17 protein-coding genes are annotated in these 19,848 nt (G+C 50.6%); 6 read left to right on the top strand and 11 right to left on the bottom strand.

Annotation, left to right across the window (positions count from 1 at the left end; genetic code table 11):
• Window positions 1–51 precede the first annotated feature (51 nt).
• From IYN85_RS12030 to gmk, 5 genes are all read right to left on the bottom strand, one after another.
• Window positions 52–561 (bottom strand): disulfide bond formation protein B, encoded by a 510-nt coding sequence (locus IYN85_RS12030; RefSeq protein WP_196159127.1) that lies wholly within the window; start codon window positions 559–561, stop codon window positions 52–54.
• Between the two features lie 258 nt (window positions 562–819).
• Complete coding sequence (locus tag IYN85_RS12025) at window positions 820–2,511, bottom strand: sensor histidine kinase (protein WP_196159126.1); 1,692 nt, start codon at window positions 2,509–2,511, stop codon at window positions 820–822.
• Between the two features lie 85 nt (window positions 2,512–2,596).
• Entirely contained in the window at window positions 2,597–4,699 is a 2,103-nt protein-coding gene (locus IYN85_RS12020) for a bifunctional (p)ppGpp synthetase/guanosine-3',5'-bis(diphosphate) 3'-pyrophosphohydrolase (RefSeq protein WP_196159125.1), read from the bottom strand.
• A gap of 131 nt (window positions 4,700–4,830) precedes the next feature.
• The gene (rpoZ, locus tag IYN85_RS12015; RefSeq protein ID WP_196159124.1) at window positions 4,831–5,040 is read right to left on the bottom strand and encodes a DNA-directed RNA polymerase subunit omega; all 210 of its coding nucleotides are present in this window, start codon (window positions 5,038–5,040) and stop codon (window positions 4,831–4,833) included.
• An 84-nt stretch (window positions 5,041–5,124) separates the two neighbouring features.
• Entirely contained in the window at window positions 5,125–5,748 is a 624-nt protein-coding gene (gene gmk / locus IYN85_RS12010) for a guanylate kinase (RefSeq protein ID WP_230390680.1), read from the bottom strand.
• A gap of 94 nt (window positions 5,749–5,842) precedes the next feature.
• On the opposite strand from gmk, the gene IYN85_RS12005 reads away from it, so the two are divergent.
• Entirely contained in the window at window positions 5,843–6,121 is a 279-nt protein-coding gene (locus tag IYN85_RS12005; protein WP_196159123.1) for a DUF427 domain-containing protein, read from the top strand.
• Window positions 6,122–6,442: 321 nt separating this feature from the next.
• Here IYN85_RS12005 and IYN85_RS12000 read toward each other — a convergent pair whose 3' ends face one another.
• Window positions 6,443–7,234, bottom strand: coding sequence for a hypothetical protein (locus tag IYN85_RS12000; RefSeq protein ID WP_196159122.1), 792 nt, complete (start codon window positions 7,232–7,234; stop codon window positions 6,443–6,445).
• A gap of 266 nt (window positions 7,235–7,500) precedes the next feature.
• On the opposite strand from IYN85_RS12000, the gene IYN85_RS11995 reads away from it, so the two are divergent.
• On the top strand, window positions 7,501–9,243 hold the full coding sequence (locus IYN85_RS11995; RefSeq protein ID WP_196159121.1) for a choice-of-anchor I family protein: 1,743 nt from the start codon (window positions 7,501–7,503) through the stop codon (window positions 9,241–9,243).
• 54 nt (window positions 9,244–9,297) lie between these two features.
• On the opposite strand, the gene IYN85_RS11990 is transcribed toward IYN85_RS11995, so the two are convergent.
• Window positions 9,298–9,453: a hypothetical protein gene (locus IYN85_RS11990; RefSeq protein WP_196159120.1), complete on the bottom strand. Its 156-nt coding sequence runs from the start codon at window positions 9,451–9,453 to the stop codon at window positions 9,298–9,300.
• Between the two features lie 187 nt (window positions 9,454–9,640).
• On the opposite strand from IYN85_RS11990, the gene IYN85_RS11985 reads away from it, so the two are divergent.
• The gene (locus IYN85_RS11985; protein ID WP_196159119.1) at window positions 9,641–10,981 is read left to right on the top strand and encodes an MATE family efflux transporter; all 1,341 of its coding nucleotides are present in this window, start codon (window positions 9,641–9,643) and stop codon (window positions 10,979–10,981) included.
• A gap of 53 nt (window positions 10,982–11,034) precedes the next feature.
• On the opposite strand, the gene cobO is transcribed toward IYN85_RS11985, so the two are convergent.
• Window positions 11,035–11,634 carry a cob(I)yrinic acid a,c-diamide adenosyltransferase gene (gene cobO / locus IYN85_RS11980; protein WP_196159118.1) on the bottom strand — a complete coding sequence of 200 codons (600 nt, stop codon included), beginning with the start codon at window positions 11,632–11,634 and terminating at the stop codon, window positions 11,035–11,037.
• Window positions 11,635–12,027: 393 nt separating this feature from the next.
• Here cobO and IYN85_RS11975 point away from each other — a divergent pair, with 393 nt between their 5' ends.
• Window positions 12,028–14,088 (top strand): FG-GAP-like repeat-containing protein, encoded by a 2,061-nt coding sequence (locus IYN85_RS11975; protein ID WP_196159117.1) that lies wholly within the window; start codon window positions 12,028–12,030, stop codon window positions 14,086–14,088.
• Between the two features lie 100 nt (window positions 14,089–14,188).
• Here IYN85_RS11975 and IYN85_RS11970 read toward each other — a convergent pair whose 3' ends face one another.
• The 3 genes from IYN85_RS11970 to IYN85_RS11960 all read right to left on the bottom strand — a co-directional run bounded on the left by IYN85_RS11970 (window position 14,189) and on the right by IYN85_RS11960 (window position 17,452).
• Window positions 14,189–14,767 (bottom strand): NapC/NirT family cytochrome c, encoded by a 579-nt coding sequence (locus IYN85_RS11970; protein ID WP_196159116.1) that lies wholly within the window; start codon window positions 14,765–14,767, stop codon window positions 14,189–14,191.
• A gap of 54 nt (window positions 14,768–14,821) precedes the next feature.
• Window positions 14,822–16,267 carry a multiheme c-type cytochrome gene (locus IYN85_RS11965; RefSeq protein ID WP_196159115.1) on the bottom strand — a complete coding sequence of 482 codons (1,446 nt, stop codon included), beginning with the start codon at window positions 16,265–16,267 and terminating at the stop codon, window positions 14,822–14,824.
• A gap of 285 nt (window positions 16,268–16,552) precedes the next feature.
• Window positions 16,553–17,452, bottom strand: coding sequence for a LysR family transcriptional regulator (locus tag IYN85_RS11960; RefSeq protein ID WP_196159114.1), 900 nt, complete (start codon window positions 17,450–17,452; stop codon window positions 16,553–16,555).
• Between the two features lie 101 nt (window positions 17,453–17,553).
• Here IYN85_RS11960 and IYN85_RS11955 point away from each other — a divergent pair, with 101 nt between their 5' ends.
• Together IYN85_RS11955 and IYN85_RS11950 are read left to right on the top strand one after the other, a co-directional pair.
• Window positions 17,554–18,393, top strand: coding sequence for an SDR family oxidoreductase (locus IYN85_RS11955; RefSeq protein WP_196159113.1), 840 nt, complete (start codon window positions 17,554–17,556; stop codon window positions 18,391–18,393).
• Window positions 18,390–18,824: a DUF2214 family protein gene (locus tag IYN85_RS11950; protein WP_196159112.1), complete on the top strand. Its 435-nt coding sequence runs from the start codon at window positions 18,390–18,392 to the stop codon at window positions 18,822–18,824. The genes IYN85_RS11955 and IYN85_RS11950 overlap by 4 nt, the downstream gene beginning before the upstream one ends.
• The last annotated feature ends 1,024 nt before the right edge of the window (window positions 18,825–19,848 follow it).

Here is a 19,848-nt window from a genome sequence, read left to right as displayed (position 1 = left end):
CGTCGGAATGCCTGAACAAAACCTGAAATGTAAACCGCAAAACCGGAAAGGTTAGCGGCGTTGTGGCATGACCATCAGAGCCAACGCACCCAGTGCTATGATCAGCAAACTGATCGCAGCAAACACTAAGCCTTCACCCATGGTAAAACCAAACAGAAATTTTGGCGTGTAGCCACACATGGTCCACACTTCAAACACTTGCGGGAACCAGGTATCCAGTGAAAACCAAGCGGGAAATCCCGGGTCCATGCCGCACTGACCATCGTAGAGTCCGCGTTCAACCAAGACCGAAATCCAAGAGCGGTTGAGCAACCCAATCAAGGCCACAATCAAACCAACCTGTGCGGTCAATCGCACTGCTTTGACGCGATTGCCAATCAGTCCGACTATCCCCATGACCACACCAAGCAACACCCAAACACGGGCATGAATGCACAACACGCAAGGTGGCTCGCCAAGTACGTGCTGATAAAACAGCGCGACAGCCTCCAGCGACACACCGACCAACGTTACCGCCAGCCAATACCAGCGCGAAAGAACAAACCAAGTTAGTTTCTGCATGTATCTTAGTCCAAATAAGTAAAAGGGCAGTTTGCCATTGGCAAGTCTCGCCTTGTTGATAAGCGTCAACGATAACAAGTGCCATGCACAGTGGCAGCGCAGCAAAAGGTAAAAATCACATTGCCGGCCAGGGTCCTTCAGATCGACGACTGAGCTTTGTTGTGTGTTTTGAAATGGACTCGCCATTCCCTGCAACACACGCCTTGCTTATCCGTCGATCTGATAGGACTGAGGTGATTTGAATTATTCAGAGTTGCCCTAGGCAATTTCTTCTTGGTTTGAATCGAGTAACACCGGAAATTCCAAGGAGATACGCACACCATTAGGCTCGGTATTTTCACAGCGTACCTGTCCGCCAAAATCCTGCGTGACGAATTGATAAATAATGGTCAGTCCCAAACCCACGGTGGCCATCCGCTGTGACGTGCGCAACGGCTCAAATACTTTACCGATCAAATCCGGACGAATGCCGACACCATTGTCGGCGTAAACCAACCGCAGCTGCTGACCAGTTAACTCCGCACTAAACCCGATTCGCCCCTTGTGCGCAAGATCGGCCGGAAACGCATGTCGCAATCCATTGTCCAACAGGTTAGTAATGATCTGTGTTAATTTCGCCGGTGCGCAATAAAACCGAACATCACAGGCGACTTGGTTAAAACACGAAAGGGGACGGTTTTTGTACTGATTATAAAAGCTGCTCAGCACGTTAGCGATAATGTCATGTAGATTCACCAACATCATTTGTTCATCCGTTTGGTCGGTGGCAAGCTGTTTGAATGAGCGCACCAGTTCAACGGCGCGACGAAAGTTAGACTCCAACAAACTGGCGGCTTCGGAAATCTCCACGATGGATTGCGTTAACTCGGTTTTGGTCAACGCACCCAACGCGAACTGCTTTTGCAAATGGCCACTGAGGTACTGCAAATGGGAAACCGCCATTTGCGAGTTACCCAACGGTGTATTGATTTCATGCGCAACGCCTGCTACCAGATTGCCCAGCGAAGCATGCTTTTCCTGTTCGATCAGCTGCTGCTGCACCGATTCCAGTTCACGTAAACGATCATTCAAATCCTGAGTTTTCAACGCTATACGGTTTTCCAGTTCCGCATTCGCCTGCTGCAACGCCAGTTCCGCCCGCTTACGAACGATCAGTTGACCGATATTCAACGCGAATAATCGAAACACCTGTTGCTGGGCGGGTGTCAGCGGCTTCTGATGAATCAGGTTATCCGCTGAAACCCAACCGAAGACACGTTCGCCATCCCACAGATTGGCCATACCATTCCAACCCCGGCCAACAAATTCTCCCCAGTTGAGCAGGTCGACATCATCCCAGAAATGACAAAATTTCGGATTTCGGATCGCTTCCGCCAGCCAGGCTGTGTTTTCCAGTGGGCCTCGCCACCGGCTTTCATCAACCAGTTGACCATTCGTGTCGATACCCCAAGTGCCGACTTGCTCCTGCGTTTCATGGTCGACTAACAATATCCCGAGCCGGTCGAAACCGAGATGCTTTTGCCCGAGAGCCACGGCTTCCCGATAGAGATCACCCAAGCTCTCACAATGGGTTAGTTCCTGCATGACGTCATTGAGTTTTTCGAGCAAGAGTCGAAAGTGATGGGTATCGGCGACCAGCTCTTCAGATGCCAGGTGATGTTCCTCCATCAAAGGATTCCGGATTTTCACCACCAGCTGACCGGTTCCCAGCGTTTGACGGCGGCTGACCACGGACAAGTGCTTACCGGAGGGCAGTTTCATGCCCTGCACAACGGCGTGATCATCAAAATCGGCATTCGGGAAAAAGTCTTGGTAATCTCGTCCAATCAAATCGTCAGTTGCGGTGCCGAGAAACGACACAGCAGCCTGATTCACGGCAATCAGTTTGTGTTGATCAAACAACAGCAAGGCTGCTTCATCGTTGTAAAAGGACGCTTCGAACAGGGTCATCACATTGACCTCAGTGGCACGCAATCAGTGTAGCAATGAATTGCAGAGGCGTTGCGGATTCCGCTTTAGGTGGGTTTCGAGCGACTCAGACCCGCTCGATTTTGGAGACCGCTGGCAGGCTGTGAAGTCGCTTGAATACGCGTCCCAGATGAGTGCGGCCGGTCACCGACACAGTGATGTTCAGGCGTGACGTGGTGGCGTCCATGTCCTGCATCTGAATACTCTCGATATTGGCTTCTGCGTGTGACACCGCGTTAGCGACACTGGCCAACACACCACGAGCGTTGCTTAAATCGACACGGATATCAACCAGGAACTCACCTTCCATCGCCTTATCCCAGTGCAGATGTACACAGCGATCAGTGTTGTCACGGATATCCGAAATGTTACGGCAGTGCTCAACGTGCACGACCATGCCTTTGCCTTTCGACATGACACCGACGATGGCGTCACCCGGGATCGGTCGGCAGCATTTCGCGTAGTTGATCAGTAATCCTTCCGTGCCCTGAATGGTCAACGAACTTTGTTCCGTGATCACTTCTTCGCTGCTGGACAGCTGCAATAGCCGCCGGGCAACGATATAGACCGCCTTGTGACCGGTACCAATTTCTTCAAATAGGCTCTCACGATCTTTCAGGTTGGACTCACTCAATACGGTTTCGAACGCGTCTGGCAGCAGACTGTCGATATCCCGGTCGAAGTTCCGTAATTGGCTGTCGAGCAGTTTTTTGCCCAGGGCGATAGCTTCCTGCCGTTCCATGTGAGCCAGAAAATGACGGATATTAGAGCGCGCTTTCGCAGTAAAGACAAAATTCAGCCAGGCAGGGTTCGGCCGTGCTCCGGGCGCAGTGATGATTTTAATGGAGTCGCCACTGGTCAGCGGCTGACTGAGCGGCGCCAGTTTCCGATTCACCAAACAACCGACACAGGAATTGCCCACGTCAGTATGCACGGCGTAGGCAAAGTCGACCGGCGTGGCGCCCTTGGCCATTTCCATGATTTGCCCTTTCGGGGTGAACACGTAGATTTCGTCTGGGAACAAATCGATTTTAACGTTTTCGATGAACTCCATGGAGTCACCGGCACGTTCTTGCATTTCCAACAGATTCTTCACCCAGCGACGTGCGCGCGCGTGGGTTTGGTTACTCTGTGTTTCATCGGTTTTATAAAGCCAGTGCGCGGCAATACCGTGGTTGGCCATATCTTCCATATCGCGGGTACGGATCTGAATTTCGATAGGCACACCATTGGAGCCGATCAGCGTGGTATGCAGCGACTGGTAGCCATTGGTTTTCGGTACCGCGATGTAGTCTTTAAAACGATTCGGCACGGGCTTATAGAGATTGTGGACGACACCGAGAATTCGGTAACAGGAGTCGACCGAATCGGTCAGAATGCGGAACGCGTAGACATCGAGAATTTCTTTCAGCGATTTGCGCTTTTCCCGCATTTTTTTGTATATGGAGTAAAGGTGCTTCTCGCGGCCTTTCACATCCGCATTGATGCCTTCCTGTTTCAGCCGCTCTGCCAAAGCCGCTTCAATATGGTTAACGACTTCCTTGCGGTGACCTAACTGCTTGCGCATAGCCGAACGAATACGGCTCGCCCGCAGCGGATACATCGATTCAAACGACAGGTTTTCAAGCTCAACCCGCAAATCGTTAATCCCCAATCGCAACGCAATCGGGGCATAAATTTCCAGAGTTTCGCGGGATTTTCGGCGTTTTTTCTCCGGCGGCATAGAGCCCATGGTGCGCATGTTATGCAGCCGGTCGGCCAGTTTGACGAGAATCACACGGATGTCTTTCGACATCGCCAACACCATTTTCTGGAAGTTCTCTGCTTGCTCTTCCAGCTTGGATTCAAACTCCAGATGGGTCAGTTTGGACACGCCATCCACCAGCTCAGCAACGCCTTCGCCGAATTGTTCAACAATGGCTTCTTTTGAGACTGCGGTGTCTTCCAGTACGTCGTGCAGCATCGCGGCCATCAAACTTTGATGGTCCATGTGCATTTCAGACAGAATGTTCGCAACCGCAAGCGGGTGCGTGATGTAGCGTTCACCACTGCGTCGCATTTGCCCTTCATGAGCCTGTTCTGCGTAAAAATAAGCTCGCTTGATGCGCGCGACCTTCTCTTTCGATAGGTATTCGTCAAGTCGTTCAGCGAGGTTATGGACAGTTGGCAAAGCGATTCCAAAGCAGCAAAGTGAATATATCTGCCAATTAGTGTATTCACTGAGTTTCAAACGGCAATAAAAAAACCGAGCCAGGGCTCGGTTTTTTTATAAGACGGCTGACCGCGACACGGTCAGGCGCATTAATCGTCGATATTTTCGAGGATAGATGCGTTGATTTTGCCTTCGGCAATTTCACGTAAGGCAATAACAGTTGGCTTGTCGTTGTCTTCATCAACCAGGGCGTCATAACCGTCGTTCGCAATCTGGCGAGCACGCTTGCTGGCAACCATGATCAACTCAAAACGGTTATCAACCTTATCTAAACAATCTTCAACGGTAACGCGAGCCATGGTGTTCTCCTGTGTGCATAGCATTGCAAGCCGCGCAATTGTACGGATATTGGCCGGCTTGGCAAGGGTTGTCGGGGTATATCGCTAATTCAACAACTGTTCTATCAACCGCTCATAACGGGCCTGTTGCTGGCCGATGGTGACCCGATGCGCAGTAAAAATGGTACACATCTCGTCGAGCGCCTTATAAAAGTCATCATTTATGATCAAGTAGTCGAACTCAGCGTAGTGAGACATTTCAGACACAGCGTCTTTCATTCGCCGTGCGATCACCTCAGCGCTGTCCTGCTGGCGTTTTTCCAGACGCTCCTGCAACGCTTCTTTGGAAGGTGGCAGAATAAAGATGCTTTGGCAGCCTGGCATCAGTCGGCGTACCTGTTGCGCGCCCTGCCAGTCGATTTCGAGAATCACGTCGTGACCCGCATCCAGCTGATTCTGCACGTATTTCTGCGATGTTCCGTAGTAATTATCGAAAACCTGCGCGTGTTCCAGGAATTCACCTTCTCCAACCCGCTCAAGGAAGTCTTCGGCTGTTGTGAAATGATAGTGTTCACCGTCTTCTTCGCCTGGACGCATTGCCCGGGTGGTGTGTGAGATAGACAGGTAAACAAAGGGCAAACGCGCAATGAGCGCATTGACCAGACTGCTTTTACCGGCCCCGCTGGGCGCTGCAACGATATAAAGGGTTCCGGGTATTGTTTTCGGCATGAATGAACCTAAAGTGATAAGACGACGTAAGAATTGCACAATGATAGCAGGCGCATCTGAAATCGTCTGCTTTTGACTATCCACAGGAGGGTCTATGAAAGCGATATGGCACGATCAGGTCTTAGCAAACAGCGACGAAACGATTGTCGTTGAAGGTAACCATTACTTCCCACCCACCAGCCTCAATGAGGCCTTCTTCGAGAAAACCAGCCACACCAGTGTTTGCCCGTGGAAAGGCACGGCGGAATATTTTTCCATCACCGTAAATGGGCAAACCAACGAAAACGCGGCCTGGGTTTACCCGAACGCGAAAGATAAAGCGAAGAACATTGAAGGCTATGTGGCGTTTTGGAAAGGGGTTGAGGTGGTCTGAGATGTTGGGTCAACCTAACATGTTGACCCCATTCAAATTAGGGCAACTCTGATTAATTCAAATCACCTCAGACCTATCAGATCGATAGGATGAGCGAGGCGTGTGTTGCAGAGAATGGCGAGTCCTTTTCAAAACACACAACAAAGCTCAGTCATCAATCTGAAGGACCCGGAGGGCGGGGCTGAAATGGCCAATTTCGTTGTTAAGTTCTTTGCCAAGATAATGAATATTGCCTGCAGAACTTGCCTCGAACTTTACGCATTTCTTCACCCGCTGAGGTAGATAGCAATTATTCAGAGTTGCCTTAGCTTTCCGCAATATCTACCACGTTAAATGGTAGGTGCTGTCTAACCCGGTTTTAAAGTACTCCAGCGAGCCACTGGTTGTCGTGCCAGATAATGACCAGCTAGCATCCAACGTTACTGTTTCACCATCTTCGCTCGAGTCAAAATCAATTGAACCTGAGCAGCCTGCTGTTTCTGTTGCAGTCCAGTTGGTTTCTGCACTGGCGTAGGTGACGGTTTCTGTTCCGTTACTGCTTCGGGTTGCCGTTCGCGTTACATCGACCACGCCATTGTCATAAAACATAATGGTCAGGTTGCCCAGGTCTGTGAGCACGCCATCCAAAACAATCTGTGTTTCAAATCCGTCGCCCTCATCTAAAGAAACTGTCGTGGTGTATGCATCACCGCCACCCAGGACTGTTTCTACTTTCAATGTTTCATTGTTTTCGGTATCAACCTGCTCCCAGTTACATTGGTTCAATGCGTACACATCTGACGTGCAGGCGTAGAAGATGTTTAACCCGGAGAACGCATCGGTCAGAGAAGGGCCGATAAAAGAAGTCACGGCGAATGCGCCCACAAGATCATCTTCATCCAGCTCTATATCCGCACTGGCGCTGGACATACTGTCGATGAATAACCACTCCTCTGCGGAGTTCGCCGATTTGTGTGTAACCAGTTCATCCCCATTTCCATCGGCAAAACTGCAAATGCGAATATCATCACCCGCATCGGGCGGGGTGTTCTGGGTATCTTGTTCAGCCTTTTCGGGAAGACAACCCTGCAACCACGTTGCGGCAAAAATGCCAATAAGAAGTGTCCGTTTCATCGTTATTCTTCCATGTGTTGTTGAATGGACGGTCAGCATGCACTGCCTCTGAAATATTAGCCATTATTAATATTCGGAATTGAGGAATAATTCTCATTTTAATTGACTCATTCTGATTCGAAGCCGAGTTGACCAACAGAAAGCGCTTAATTTCAGCGGAAAGACCGAGTGCGCAGTTTTAGAGGAGGGTCACCAAACTGTCATACTCCGACCGTATCGTGCATGCGTCTTAAAAATTCCATCACGATAATAAAGAGAGCATCACCATGCGTTTGACGATCTCCGTCCTGGCGATTGCCGTGTCACTAACGGCATGTAACGAGGTAAAACCCATCGAGGCAACATTAGAATTGGTCGACCGCCATGCGTCCGGTCAGTTTGACGAAGGTGCGGCAGAAATCGTGGCTTTCCACGCGGCATCCGGCTCGGCCTTCGTCACCAATGCAAACGACGGCACGTTGGATCAAATCGATCTGTCCAACTTACCTTCCGAAGCATCGCTAACGCCTTATAGCGTGGCGAACCTAAAGTCATCCAGCCTACCGTTACCCGAAACCGTCGCCTTTATGTCGGGCGAAACCATGCAGGTCGGGGGTGCCAACAGCGTGGCCATTGCCAACAACCTGATGGCGGTGGCCGTACAGGCTAAAATCAAACAGGACGCCGGTGCCGTGCTGTTTTACAGCGTAGACCAAACCGGGACACCGGCCTTTCTGAGGGCGGTGAAAGCCGGGGCCTTACCGGACATGGTCACGTTCAGCCCGAATGGAAAACTGGTGCTGGTGGCCAATGAAGGCGAACCGAACGACAACTACACCATTGATCCGGAAGGCAGCATCAGCATTGTTGAGGTACGCAACAACATGCCGGCGGACACGGCAACGCAACTGACCTTTGCCCAGTTCAATGGCCCCCTGCCCTATGGTGTTTTGGTTGGCAACAACCCCGCTCCGGAAAGCACCACGCATGCGCAAGATTTTGAACCGGAATACATCACCGTCAGCAAAGACAACAAATGGGCGTTTGTTTCGCTGCAGGAAAACAACGCTATCGCGAAAATCAAGTTAACCGGTGACTATAAGATTACCGATGTTTACGGTCTTGGCTTCAAAGACCATGGTGAAGAGAGTAACGCTCTGGACGCCGACAAAGACGATAAAACCGCCCTGCTGAACACACACGCCAACCTGTTTGGCCGATACCAACCGGACTCGATTGCCAGCTACAGTGTCAACAACAAGCATTACATTGTGACGGCCAATGAAGGCGACGCACGTGAATACATCGATGACCGCATTGGGGAGGCAGATTGCAGCGCAGCCGCTCAAAATGACACACGCAGCAACACCACTTACCTGTGGGATGACGCGTGCATCGTGTACAAAGACGAATGGAAAATAAAAGAACTGAACGACTCCAGCACACCACACGCGACGGCCAGTTTCTCTAACGCAACGTCTGCGTTGTTGCATGACATCGAAGATTTGGCGGTTTCACCGGACTTGGGTTATAACGCCTTGGACAACCGCTATGACAGTCTGTACAGCTTTGGCGCGCGCTCTTTCTCCATTTTCAGTGACACCGGTGAACTGGTGTTCGACTCGGGTTCCGACTTTGAACGTATCACCGCCGAAGCCTACCCTGAATTTTTTAACACCACCGACAATAAAACCAAGCTAGACGACCGAAGCGACAATAAAGGACCGGAGCCGGAAGCCCTGACACTCGCCTATGTCGAAGGTCACACCCTGGCCATTATCGGCCTGGAACGGATGGGCGGTTTAATGATGTACGACATCACCGACCCGGAAAACGTCGAGTTCTTACAGTACATAAATCACCGTGACTACACTGCCGACCCAGAGTCTCCTGCAGCCGCTGACCTGGCACCGGAAGGCATGTCGTTTGTCGCGGCACAAGAGAGCCCGAACGGCAAACCGCTGGTTTTGGTGGCCAATGAAGTCTCAGGCACGCTGGCCGTTTATCAGCTCAACGTGACGGTAAAGTAAACGTCACTGCCCAACGCAAAACAGGGAGGCTATGCCTCCCTGTTTGGTTAAACGCTACTGTTCTCTCAGCTCAAGACACCACTGTTGAACCTGCTTCACGCTGACGCCCAACTGATGAGCCAGAGTAACCAGGGTGCTGAACTTACGATCGGATTGTTTGATGACTGTCAGACAGAACTCTTCACTGTAAACGGGTTTCGTTTGATGCATGATAGATACTCCTCTATCGCTGACATTTACCAGTATAGTTCATGTGCCATCTTTGCGCTGAAAATCAGCGGCATTCCGTGGCCAGATCAAACATTTTTAAAGTTGCCTTTTAAAGCCTTTATCCAGTACTACCCAAGTAGTTTGTAACCGCTTACAATTGCGCTCCGTTTTTCCGTGACCTGTTCTTATGCCGCTGTCTGCGTCCCTCGATGACAAAATGAATATCCGCACCATTGTCTGGCCCATCTTCCTGGAAAGCGTGGTTCGCATGAGTTTAATGACGGTCGATGTCTTCATGCTCGCCCGTTATTCGGATGACGCCGTGGCCGCTGTGGGTTTAACCGGTAACTTCATTTTTTTCCTGATGCTGACCTACATGATTGTCTCCTCAGGTACCGCTATTTTGACCGGTCAAAGTCTGGGCGCGCGCAACAAACCACTGGCCCAACAATACGCTCAGGCCGGGTTTTTGTTGGCCGTCATTATGTCTGGGTTCGTCAGTCTTCTGTTCTTCTTTGGCGTGAAATATTTCATTGGTTTTTACGATCTGGAACCGCAGGTAGAAATCTACGCCATTCAATACGCCACCGTCGTCGGTACACTATCGATCGGTATGTCACTGAGCATTCTGTTATCGACCATTCTCAGAGCACACGGCTTCAGTAAGTCTCCGATGATGATTCAGATGATGGCGGGCGTGGTAAATATGGTGGGCAACTACATTGCCCTGTTTCCGCCTTTTGGTCTGCCTCAAACCGGCGTTATCGGTGTGGGTATTGCCACGGTCACCAGCCAGTTTGCTGCGGCCATGGTCAGCATTGTGCTGATCAAGCGTCATTACATTGCCTTTTCGGTGCGTCAGTCTCTGCGTTCAGAACTGGTCCATTTAAAAGCCATTCTGAAACTAGGCTTGCCCAATGCGGGCGAAGGCCTCAGTTATAACTTCGCGCAAATCACCATTTTGTTTTTCGTCGCGCAACTCGGCACGGCCGCACTGGCTGCTACGGCCATTGCTCAAACGCTTTCCCGGTTTATGTTCGTCTTTTCCATGTCGGTTGGTAACGGCACGCAAATTTTATCGTCCTATTTCGTTGGGCAAAATCGACAATCGGAGCTGAAGAATCGCGTCCATAAATACTGGATGGCGGGTGTCACCGTGTCGTTTTCCGTCGCCTTCATCATGATGCTGGCCCGAACGCCGCTGGCCGCTTTTTTCAGCACAGACCCAGACACGCAAGCGCTGATTGGTTTATTGATCATGGTATCTGTGCTGCTGGAACCCGGCCGAGCCATTAACCTGATTGTGATTCAGGCACTGAAAGGCGCCGGTGATGTCGTTTTCCCGGTAAAAATGGGCATTATCAGTATGTGGGGTGTCGGAGTTCTGTTTGCCTACCTGCTTGGAATTCATTGGGCATGGGGCTTGGCTGGGGTCTGGCTCGGGGTTGCCATGGATGAATGGACGCGCGGTTTCATAATGATTATCCGCTGGCAGAAAGAAAAATGGGTGGGACTGAAGCGCGTGTAAGCCACGCGCTTTTACTCTGCAACCTCGCTTACAGCGAGTTGAAAAACGATCGGTTAATAATCCACACCTTGCCGCGCTTTTATACCTGCCGTAAACGCATGCTTGATGTCTTTTACTTCCGAGACGGTATCCATAATCTCCTGCAAGGCAGCGCCACCACCACGACCAGTGACCACCACGCTTTGTTCGACCGGCCGATTCTTCAGCGCTGCCAAGACTTCCGCTTCATCCAGATATTTATAACCTAACATGTACGTCAACTCGTCAAGCACCACCAGATTATAGGCTGGATCGGCCAACATGGGCTTTACCTTGGCCCAAGTGGCTTCGGCGGCTTCAATATCCCCTGTTCTGTCCTGCGTGTTCCAGGTAAAGCCTGTTCCCATCTGGTAGAAGTCGACCTGCGGGCAATGGTCACGAATATAAATCTCTTCACCCGACAATTGCTGCCCCTTAATAAACTGAACCACACCCACCTTATGGCCATAGCCCAAGGCGCGCATAACCATACCAAACGCCGAGCTGGATTTACCTTTACCGTTACCGGTGAGTAAAACGGCAACGCCACGCTCAACATCGGCACGCTCTATGGAGGCATCCACATTGGCTTTTTGCTTCTGCATGGCCGCCTTGTGCTTTTCGTTCTTATCCAAACCTGTGTCCTTTTGTTTCGTTGCTTAGCTAATCATGGTCGGCGATGGTAAAACATATCACCGGCCTTGTGGTGGTTTTTATGAGTACCCCGTCCCAATACGAAAACCGGTTTGTAACAGATCCGTGTCAGGTTAACGCCAATTAAACCGTCTTCCATTTGATTTCAGGTCAATTTGGCGATATATGTAAACGTTCACACAGTATTGGACCGCTGTTCGAGTTAGGCTGTGCAGGCCATGGGGCTACCCGCCCTCTCTGAGCAGATGATCAACCAGCGTAAGAAATCCGGCTGTTTAACCGAACCAATGTTGGAATACTCACAGGATGCCAAAGGACGCCGCTGGCACAACCATAAACGAACACTACAAAAACAATCTTAAAGGAAGATACGCATGGCCCTTTTTAGAGCAACCGCGGCCGGAGTGGCCGCGGTACTAATGCTGGCCGCTTGCCAGCCAGATCTGCAAGACACCCCTGAATTGCTGGACATGGACCAAGACGGCATCGAAAACGCATTGGACCCAGACACCGATGGGGATGGCATTGACAACATTAACGATGACGACGATGACAATGACGGTGTCGCAGATAAAGACGATGATTTCCCGCTCGACCCGAGCGAATCTGTCGATACTGACCACGACGGCATCGGCAACAATAAAGACACCGATGACGACAACGACGGCGTAGACGACGCCAAAGACGTGTATCCATTCAATTCCGGTGAATGGGCAAACCACGATGGCGATGTTTTAGGGGATAATTTCGACCCCGATGACGACAACGATGGTGTGGAGGATCTCGATGACGCGTTTCCATTTGACGCCTCAGAGCAGCTTGATACCGACGGCGACGGCATCGGAAACAACGCCGATACCGATGACGACAACGATGGCGAGCCAGATTTAACCGATAGCCACCCACTCGACCCGGCAGAACAACGGAATAGTGATGACGATGCCATCGGCAATAATGAAGATACCGACGACGACAACGACGGTGTACCCGATGTCATAGACGCATTTCCATTAAATCGCCAAGAAAGTATCGATACCGATGGCGACGGCATCGGCAATAATAGTGATGACGATGACGACAATGACGGAGTAAAGGACACCGCCGACCTCGAACCGCTCAACGCAAGTCAAAGCACCGCCCCGAGTTGGCAGTTCACGGCGAATGCGCCGTGGGATGTCGTCAATGTATATCGACACAATCAAACCGTTCGTCAATTCGAGGTTGAGGATGTGGACCAGGACGGTCTGCTCGACATCGCCCTGTTAACTGACACTGAACTGCTTGTGTTGATGCAGCAAAACGATGGTAGCTTCGAAGAGTCACCAATCAACACGGACGGTTTGCTCACCGAATTTCGTTTGGGCAATCTGGACGAAGACGGCTACCTGGAAGTGGTCACCTTCAGCCAAGCTACACGAAAGGTTGAGCGTTACGACCTCAGTGGCAACAACGCCAGCAACTACGCCTGGACAGGCACGGACATCCGAGCATTCTCAAGTGGAAACGCGGTGTTTGCCGTTGCAGATACCGACGACAACGGCTACGCAGAGATCACCACTAAGCAAGGTGGAAGTACTTATATCCACGAGCAGAACATCACTCGAGCAATCTACGGGTGCGGTTCAGCGGATAACAGCATGCACGTTGCCAAATTTCAAAACAGCAACTTGCCAAAAGCGCTGGTCACCAGCAACACGGGGACCGTGGTTCAATGCACACGTTCCAATCAAAGCAGCCTTGTCAGTAGCGGTCCAGGTTTTCAACCCGTGGAGCTGCACGTGGCCGACCTGAATGGATTTGGCCCGCCTGAACTGATTATGACCGGCAATCACCTTGCCTTTTATACTGCTTTGTATGGTGACCCAAGCCAATACGCTCCATCGATCACAATTGCCGAGGGGCAACAAGTCAGGCATGCGGCCATTGCCGATGTGAACGGTGATGCGATTCCGGAAATCGCCTACAGTTCGGACATCAGCGGTAACCTGATTGTGCTGCAACGCACCGCAACGAACAGCGAGTATCAATCTAAAACTCTGGCGGCTGGGTTATCGAGCACGGCCAACCTGATGTTCAAAGATTGGGATAAAGACGGCAACATCGACCTGCTCGTCAACAGCGATGCAAACGGTCTGCAGGCTTACATTCCCAGCCATATGGATCATCAGATGTTTACACTGAGCGGGGAAGCATTTCGCTTTCAGGCCAGCGCCGCAGACGCGGACGGCAATGCCCTGCAGTTTGAACTGCAAAGCAGTTACGACGCGGCATACTTTACACTGAACAGCGAGACTGGCTTACTGGCGTCCAAAGCGCCATTGAACGGCGACACTCCGCTTGATGAAAACAGAGACAACCAATATGAACTCACCATCACGGCGAGTGATGGCACCTACGCCATCACTCGATCCTTTGGCATTCGAGTAATTCCGTAACTCAACAAAAAAGCCCGCGTGACAATGCGGGCTTTTTCCTGCAATGAAGGTTTTCGGTTCATAAAAAAAAGAGGCCGAAGCCTCTTTCGCTACAACCGAACTATTCAATAACCGGCCGCTTATGCGCAATGCCCTGGTGACAATCCACACAGGTCACATCATATTTAGCCATGTACTCTGCCGAGTGTTTTGAAGAAGCGCGCTGCGGTTGCATCGCCAGATCCATATTTTCAACCCGATGACAATGTCGACATTCTTGCGAATCTCTTGCTTTCATCGTCTCATAAACATGTTCCGCCAAATCGTTACGGTGCTCTTCAAAATTATCCAGATTGTAGGTACCGACCGCCATGTGATAAACATCTTTCAAGGCAATGATTTTCACCTTCATCTTCGGGAAAAACTCATGTGGTACGTGACAATCGGAACAACCGGCGCGAATACCTTTTTCATTTTTGAAATGAATAGACTCCTGATACTCCTCAACAATGGTATCCATACCAATATGGCAGCCGTAACAGAATTCATTCTCGTTCGTCGCGTGCATCACGGCATTAAAACTCACGAGCCCAACCACGCCGACAATCACCGCTATAAAACCACCGATAGGGATACCCAGTAACCACTTCCATTTTGTCGGTGTCCACAAACGCTGCCAGAATGTTTTTTCGTTTTCCATAATATCCTCGATTAAAAAACCTGCCGAAGGCAGGTTTTACCATGGTAAACGCGCTTACTGGTTAGCGTAGCGAGATTGAAACTCAGCCTGCGCTTTTTTGCGGGCGTCCTTCACATCCTGTGGCTCATTACCGGTAAACCAAAGATGTTCTGGGCTTTCCAGAATTTCTTGTAGCACCGCTTTCAGCGCCTCAGCGACTTCGGTTTTTCCATCGTGCTCGGCTTTTTCAATGTACTCGTTGTACTCGGGGATCAGTTCCATGTAGAAGCGTTCTGCCACTTCGTACATGCCGTGCCATTGGGTATAGTCCGGTGCCATCATCGCAGCCCCATGTCGGGCACGACGTCCTTCGTGATGCCACAGATAGAACCAGGTCCACTCAATCTTTTCATCAAAGGCCACCGGCGTCATCACACCTTGGGCGTTCAATGTATCCATCAATTTTTTACCGGGACGGGCAAACTTATCGTTATACAACTCAACCAGACTATCAAACTGCTGATAGAAGTTATCGATCATCGAACTGGTGTGACAGGCGGAGCAAACCGCTTGCATATCCGCTCGGCGATCTTGCCAACTCTTCGTTTCCTTGCCTGCCTTGATGGCCTGCGCGTCGATCTTTTCAGATATAGCCGGGCGCAAAGTCCAGGAAATGCGATCACCAACATCATGCGTAACCGGCAATTCAGATGTCGCAGACATATGGCACGTCGCACAGGTGGGTGCTGCATCGTAATCTTCGCCGACAATCCATTTAGACGAATTTAAATTCAAGCGGTCGACATTCGCCTGGAAGTTAATGCCATGCTTGGATTCTTCGTAAATTTCTTTTTGTGGGTGGTCTGGCCCTAAGTGACACTTACCGCATGCCTCGGGTCGACGCGCCTGCGCCAAAGAGAATTCGTGCCGTTGGTGACAAGCGGTACACGCACCCACTGAGCCATCGGGATTCAACCGGCCAATACCGGTATTCGGCCAAGTGGTTGGGTCCAGGTCACCATTGGCCATCACTTTGACTTCCGAACCATGACACTGCCAACAACCATTAACCGCCGCAGGGGATTGCCCGTTCATGGTGAGCGCACCTTCGATCACTTCTGCCAACATGTTATCCAACGAACCAATAATGCGTCCGGCACTGGCGTGGTGACTCTTGGCGAATTCTTCAACTTCAGCGTTGTGACAACTTGAACAGTCTTTCGGTGACACGATGACTGAAATAGTAAAATTTTCGTGGCGAATAGCATCAACATCCGACTCATTGGCCTGGTGACACTCGTAACAGCCGACATTCGCACCGTAATGTTTGGAATGCCCCCACTGGTTGTACAAACTTGGATTTTTTTCCTTATGGCACGAAGCACAGACTTTACTTTCTTCACTCAAGCTGGCAAACGGCTTGAGCATGAGTGCCTGCGACTCCGCGTAACTTTGCCCTGAGCCAAAAAAGGCGAGGACGGCGAACGCGGACAGCGTAAGCACATTTCTTATTATTTTCATGTCGAGTTTCCTTTCTGAATGGTATGACACGTGTTTGTTTTGGGTTCGAGCAAATAACCCTGAAATACTAAGGTCTTTCCTGACGCTTCGCTTACAAACAAATTGATTCAAATCAAAAGGGATACAAATAAATGAGTACGACGTTTCATATTTATTTACAGCGTCACAAAAATTTGAAACGACATACCCCTAAAGAGGTATATGCATTTATAGAAAAAAACCTTGGCAGAGGCCACTTCAAAAAAATCTATGAATTTTTTTCAGCCATAAGAAAAGGGAAAAAATTTAAAATACCAAACCATCTGCCAAGCCGAACGCATCACGTTCCTGCAGAACGTGTTGCAGAAACGTCTCACTTTTTAATGAACGATACTGCCGATGTGGCGACACCAAATAAAAACCAACCGGTTCAGGCCGATGATCAATCAACGTCTCCTGCAAATCGCCGCTGCGCAGAAAAGGCGTCGCCTCATAACGGCTCGCGTAGGTAAACCCATGACCCGCAGCAGCAGCCTGTAAACATTGCTCCATATCTTCAAACAACATGGTGGCACCTTTCGGAACCCAAACCTGATGTTTAAAACGCCAGGGCAGAATCTGCTGGCGGGCACCCGGGCTGATAATCGGCAGAGTGGTCAGTTGGTCTGGGTGTGTAAGATCACCCGTGGCCGCGAGCCTGGCAGGCGACGCAAACACACCGTATTCGATACTGAACATTCGTTGGGCAACCAAACCCGAGTCGGGCAACGGCCCCTGCCGAAACGCGAAATCCAGTTGGTGCGTCTGGAAGTCCAGGTAGTCGTTACTGTGGATCAATTCGATGTCGACCTTAGGGTACGCCGCCCGATAGCGAATCAACCAATTCGTTAACGGACCGCGTGCAAAGCTGCTCGGCGCGGTAATGCGCAAACGCCCACTGGGTTCGCTGCGCAATGTATCGGCCCAGCTTTCCAATTGAATTCTTTCCTGCCGCAACTGAGTCGCCAGCGGCAAAAAAGCCTGGCCTTCGGGTGTAAGCGCGAGTGAGCGCGTCGTCCGTAATAACAACGGCACGCCAAATTCGGTTTCCAACGCACTGACCCGTCGACTGACGTTACTGCTCGGTTGCTTCAACCGGCGCGCAGCTGCGGCAAACGAGCCTTGCTCCACGACATCCACAAACCAACAAACCGCTTCCAAATCCATCGAATTAGCCCATTTATGACTTAATGAAAGTCATATTAACCCACTAATAAGCGATTTGTTATTCCGTTAGGGTAATGGCCATATTCTGTGAGGAGTGAACTATGAAGAACATCGCCATAATCGGCGGCACGGGCATGCTCGGTGCCCCGGTTGCCAAACAACTGCGACGGAACGGCCATTCGGTACGCATCGTTACCCGCAACTCCGCCCGCGCATACGCCGTACTAGGCCCAGGCTTTGACTACCGCGAGGCGGACATATTCGACAGCGCTTCCTTAACCACCGCACTCGCGGGCGCAGAAGGTGTACACATCAACCTCAGTGGCCAAAGCGAACGCAGCTATTACCAACACCATGTGGTGGGGACGCAACATATTTTGGAGGCGATCAAACCGATGAACATGGCATTCGTGAGCATGATTTCGGTAGCGACCGCCGACTCCGAATACAGTGACCGTGCCGACAACCGCTACAAACTGGACGCTGAAAATCAACTGAAAGCCAGCGGTGTACCTTACCTGATCTTCCGCCCCAGTTGGTTTATGGAAACCTTACCGCTGTTTCAACAAAAGCAAAAACTCATGCACATCGGCCCTTCCACGAAACCGATTCATTGGTTGACCGCGCAAGACTATGCCGAACTGGTCAGCAAGGTGATTCAAGACGCCACCCTGCGCAATAAAACCTTAACGCTCTATGGCCCGGAACCCATCACCATGGCCGACGCGATACAGCAATACGCGCAGCACAAACAACTGCGCGTGCAGAAACTACCTGTATGGGTCGCAAAATCGCTGGGCTGGCTCCTGCGCGATGAACCGTTAATGGATGTCGCCGACTTACTGGAACACTATGATCGGCACGGTGAAAAAGCAGTCGCCGACGCCATTCGTACCAACACCACCTTAGCGCAATGGCTGGCAACGGAGAGCGCAGCATGACACTCGAACTGAGCATCCGATACGTGCATTTCTTGGGAATATTCCTGCTCGCCGCTACGTTGATCACCCAGAATTTATGGTTGGGTTCGCGCGTAGAGAAACACCTGTTCCGGAAATTAGTCGCCATCGATGGGGTGTATGGCGCAAGCGCCGCCGTTGTATTATTTACCGGCCTGACCATGTGGCTCTGGGTAGGCAAACCCAGCGTGTTTTACACGCAGAACAACCTTTTTTTACTTAAGTTCGGACTGTTCGTCGTGGTCGGCTTGCTGTCTGCTGTGCCCACCCTATTCTTCATACGGCAGCGAAAAAGTACCCGCGAGTTTATCGACATCCCGAGTATTCTTATTGGCATAAAACGACTGGAACTCGCGTTACTGATGTTCATTCCCCTGCTGGCGGTACTCATGGCCAGAGGCATCGGAATATAAATAGATTCTGGCGTGGTTCATGGCGGTAAAATTTCTCAAAGTTTTTTATTGAGAGGCGATCCCCATGCGGCTCCCTTTTTGCCAGCGCTAGCGTTTATCATTAATTGATACTGCATTTAACTTGCAAGAGTGAATAGCCGAGACACGCTTTCGGTCGCGATATTTTTTATGCACGTTGTTTTTTTGGTGTTTGTGCAGGTAAACATTTTAGTTTTTTCTTTTCAGTGGGGCAGGCCTTAATGGTGATTTCCTAAGCGCCTTTTTAAGTATCCGCGGCATTTGCATTAATGAGCGAAATGGTTTAATTGGAAGATTTTTTTCGTCGAAGACCGTACCGATCCGACGATTCGGGCTTGTCTATTGATAATTGAAATACGCTGAGACCTTTTTCTTTCAAAGGGGCGATCCCCTTAAACCCCCTTTTTGTCGCCTGCTTTGGTGTTCTTCCTTAATTGCCACTTTCTTCGAACGGTCGCTTGAGCGTGCGTCCCTGCACGCGCAGCGCTTCCAAGGGCATCCATGCCCTTGAACCCGTTGCGACGTGCCAATTAAGTCAGCTAAAGCAGATGCGACGGAGCGGTTATTTACGCCGATGTCGGCAATGGGATACATTTAGGTGGGTCAAAATATAGCGACAGGAACTGACGGTTTAACTGGCTGTCCAGAGAGTGACTCATGCCGTTGTTTCACCGCCTTTCAAACAACCGCGCGGAGCAATTATCGTCTCACAGGTTGTTCAAGCAGGGATGCTTGAACAAGTGAGCCGGAAATGGCGGTCCGACGTTTCGGTGGCAGTCGCGAACGACCTGTCGAAGACGGAATTGAGAAGTGTGACCAGTCGTTTGTGGCGGCTGGGATTGTTAAGGGCCAAGCCCGAATCGTCGGACCGGTTTGGCCCTTGACGAAAAAAACCTCCCAATTAAAACACGTCTTGAACTATCCAAATGCCGCGAATTTAAATTCAAACTCGACAAAACGAAGAAAGAGACCATTACTCTGATGTAAAAAAAAGCCACCTCCTCAT

The sequence above is a fragment of the Reinekea sp. G2M2-21 genome (assembly GCF_015687175.1).
Taxonomy (GTDB): Bacteria; Pseudomonadota; Gammaproteobacteria; order Pseudomonadales; family Natronospirillaceae; genus Reinekea.
Note: the sequence above shows the minus strand (reverse complement) of the source record. Positions and strands in the feature narration are given on the sequence as shown.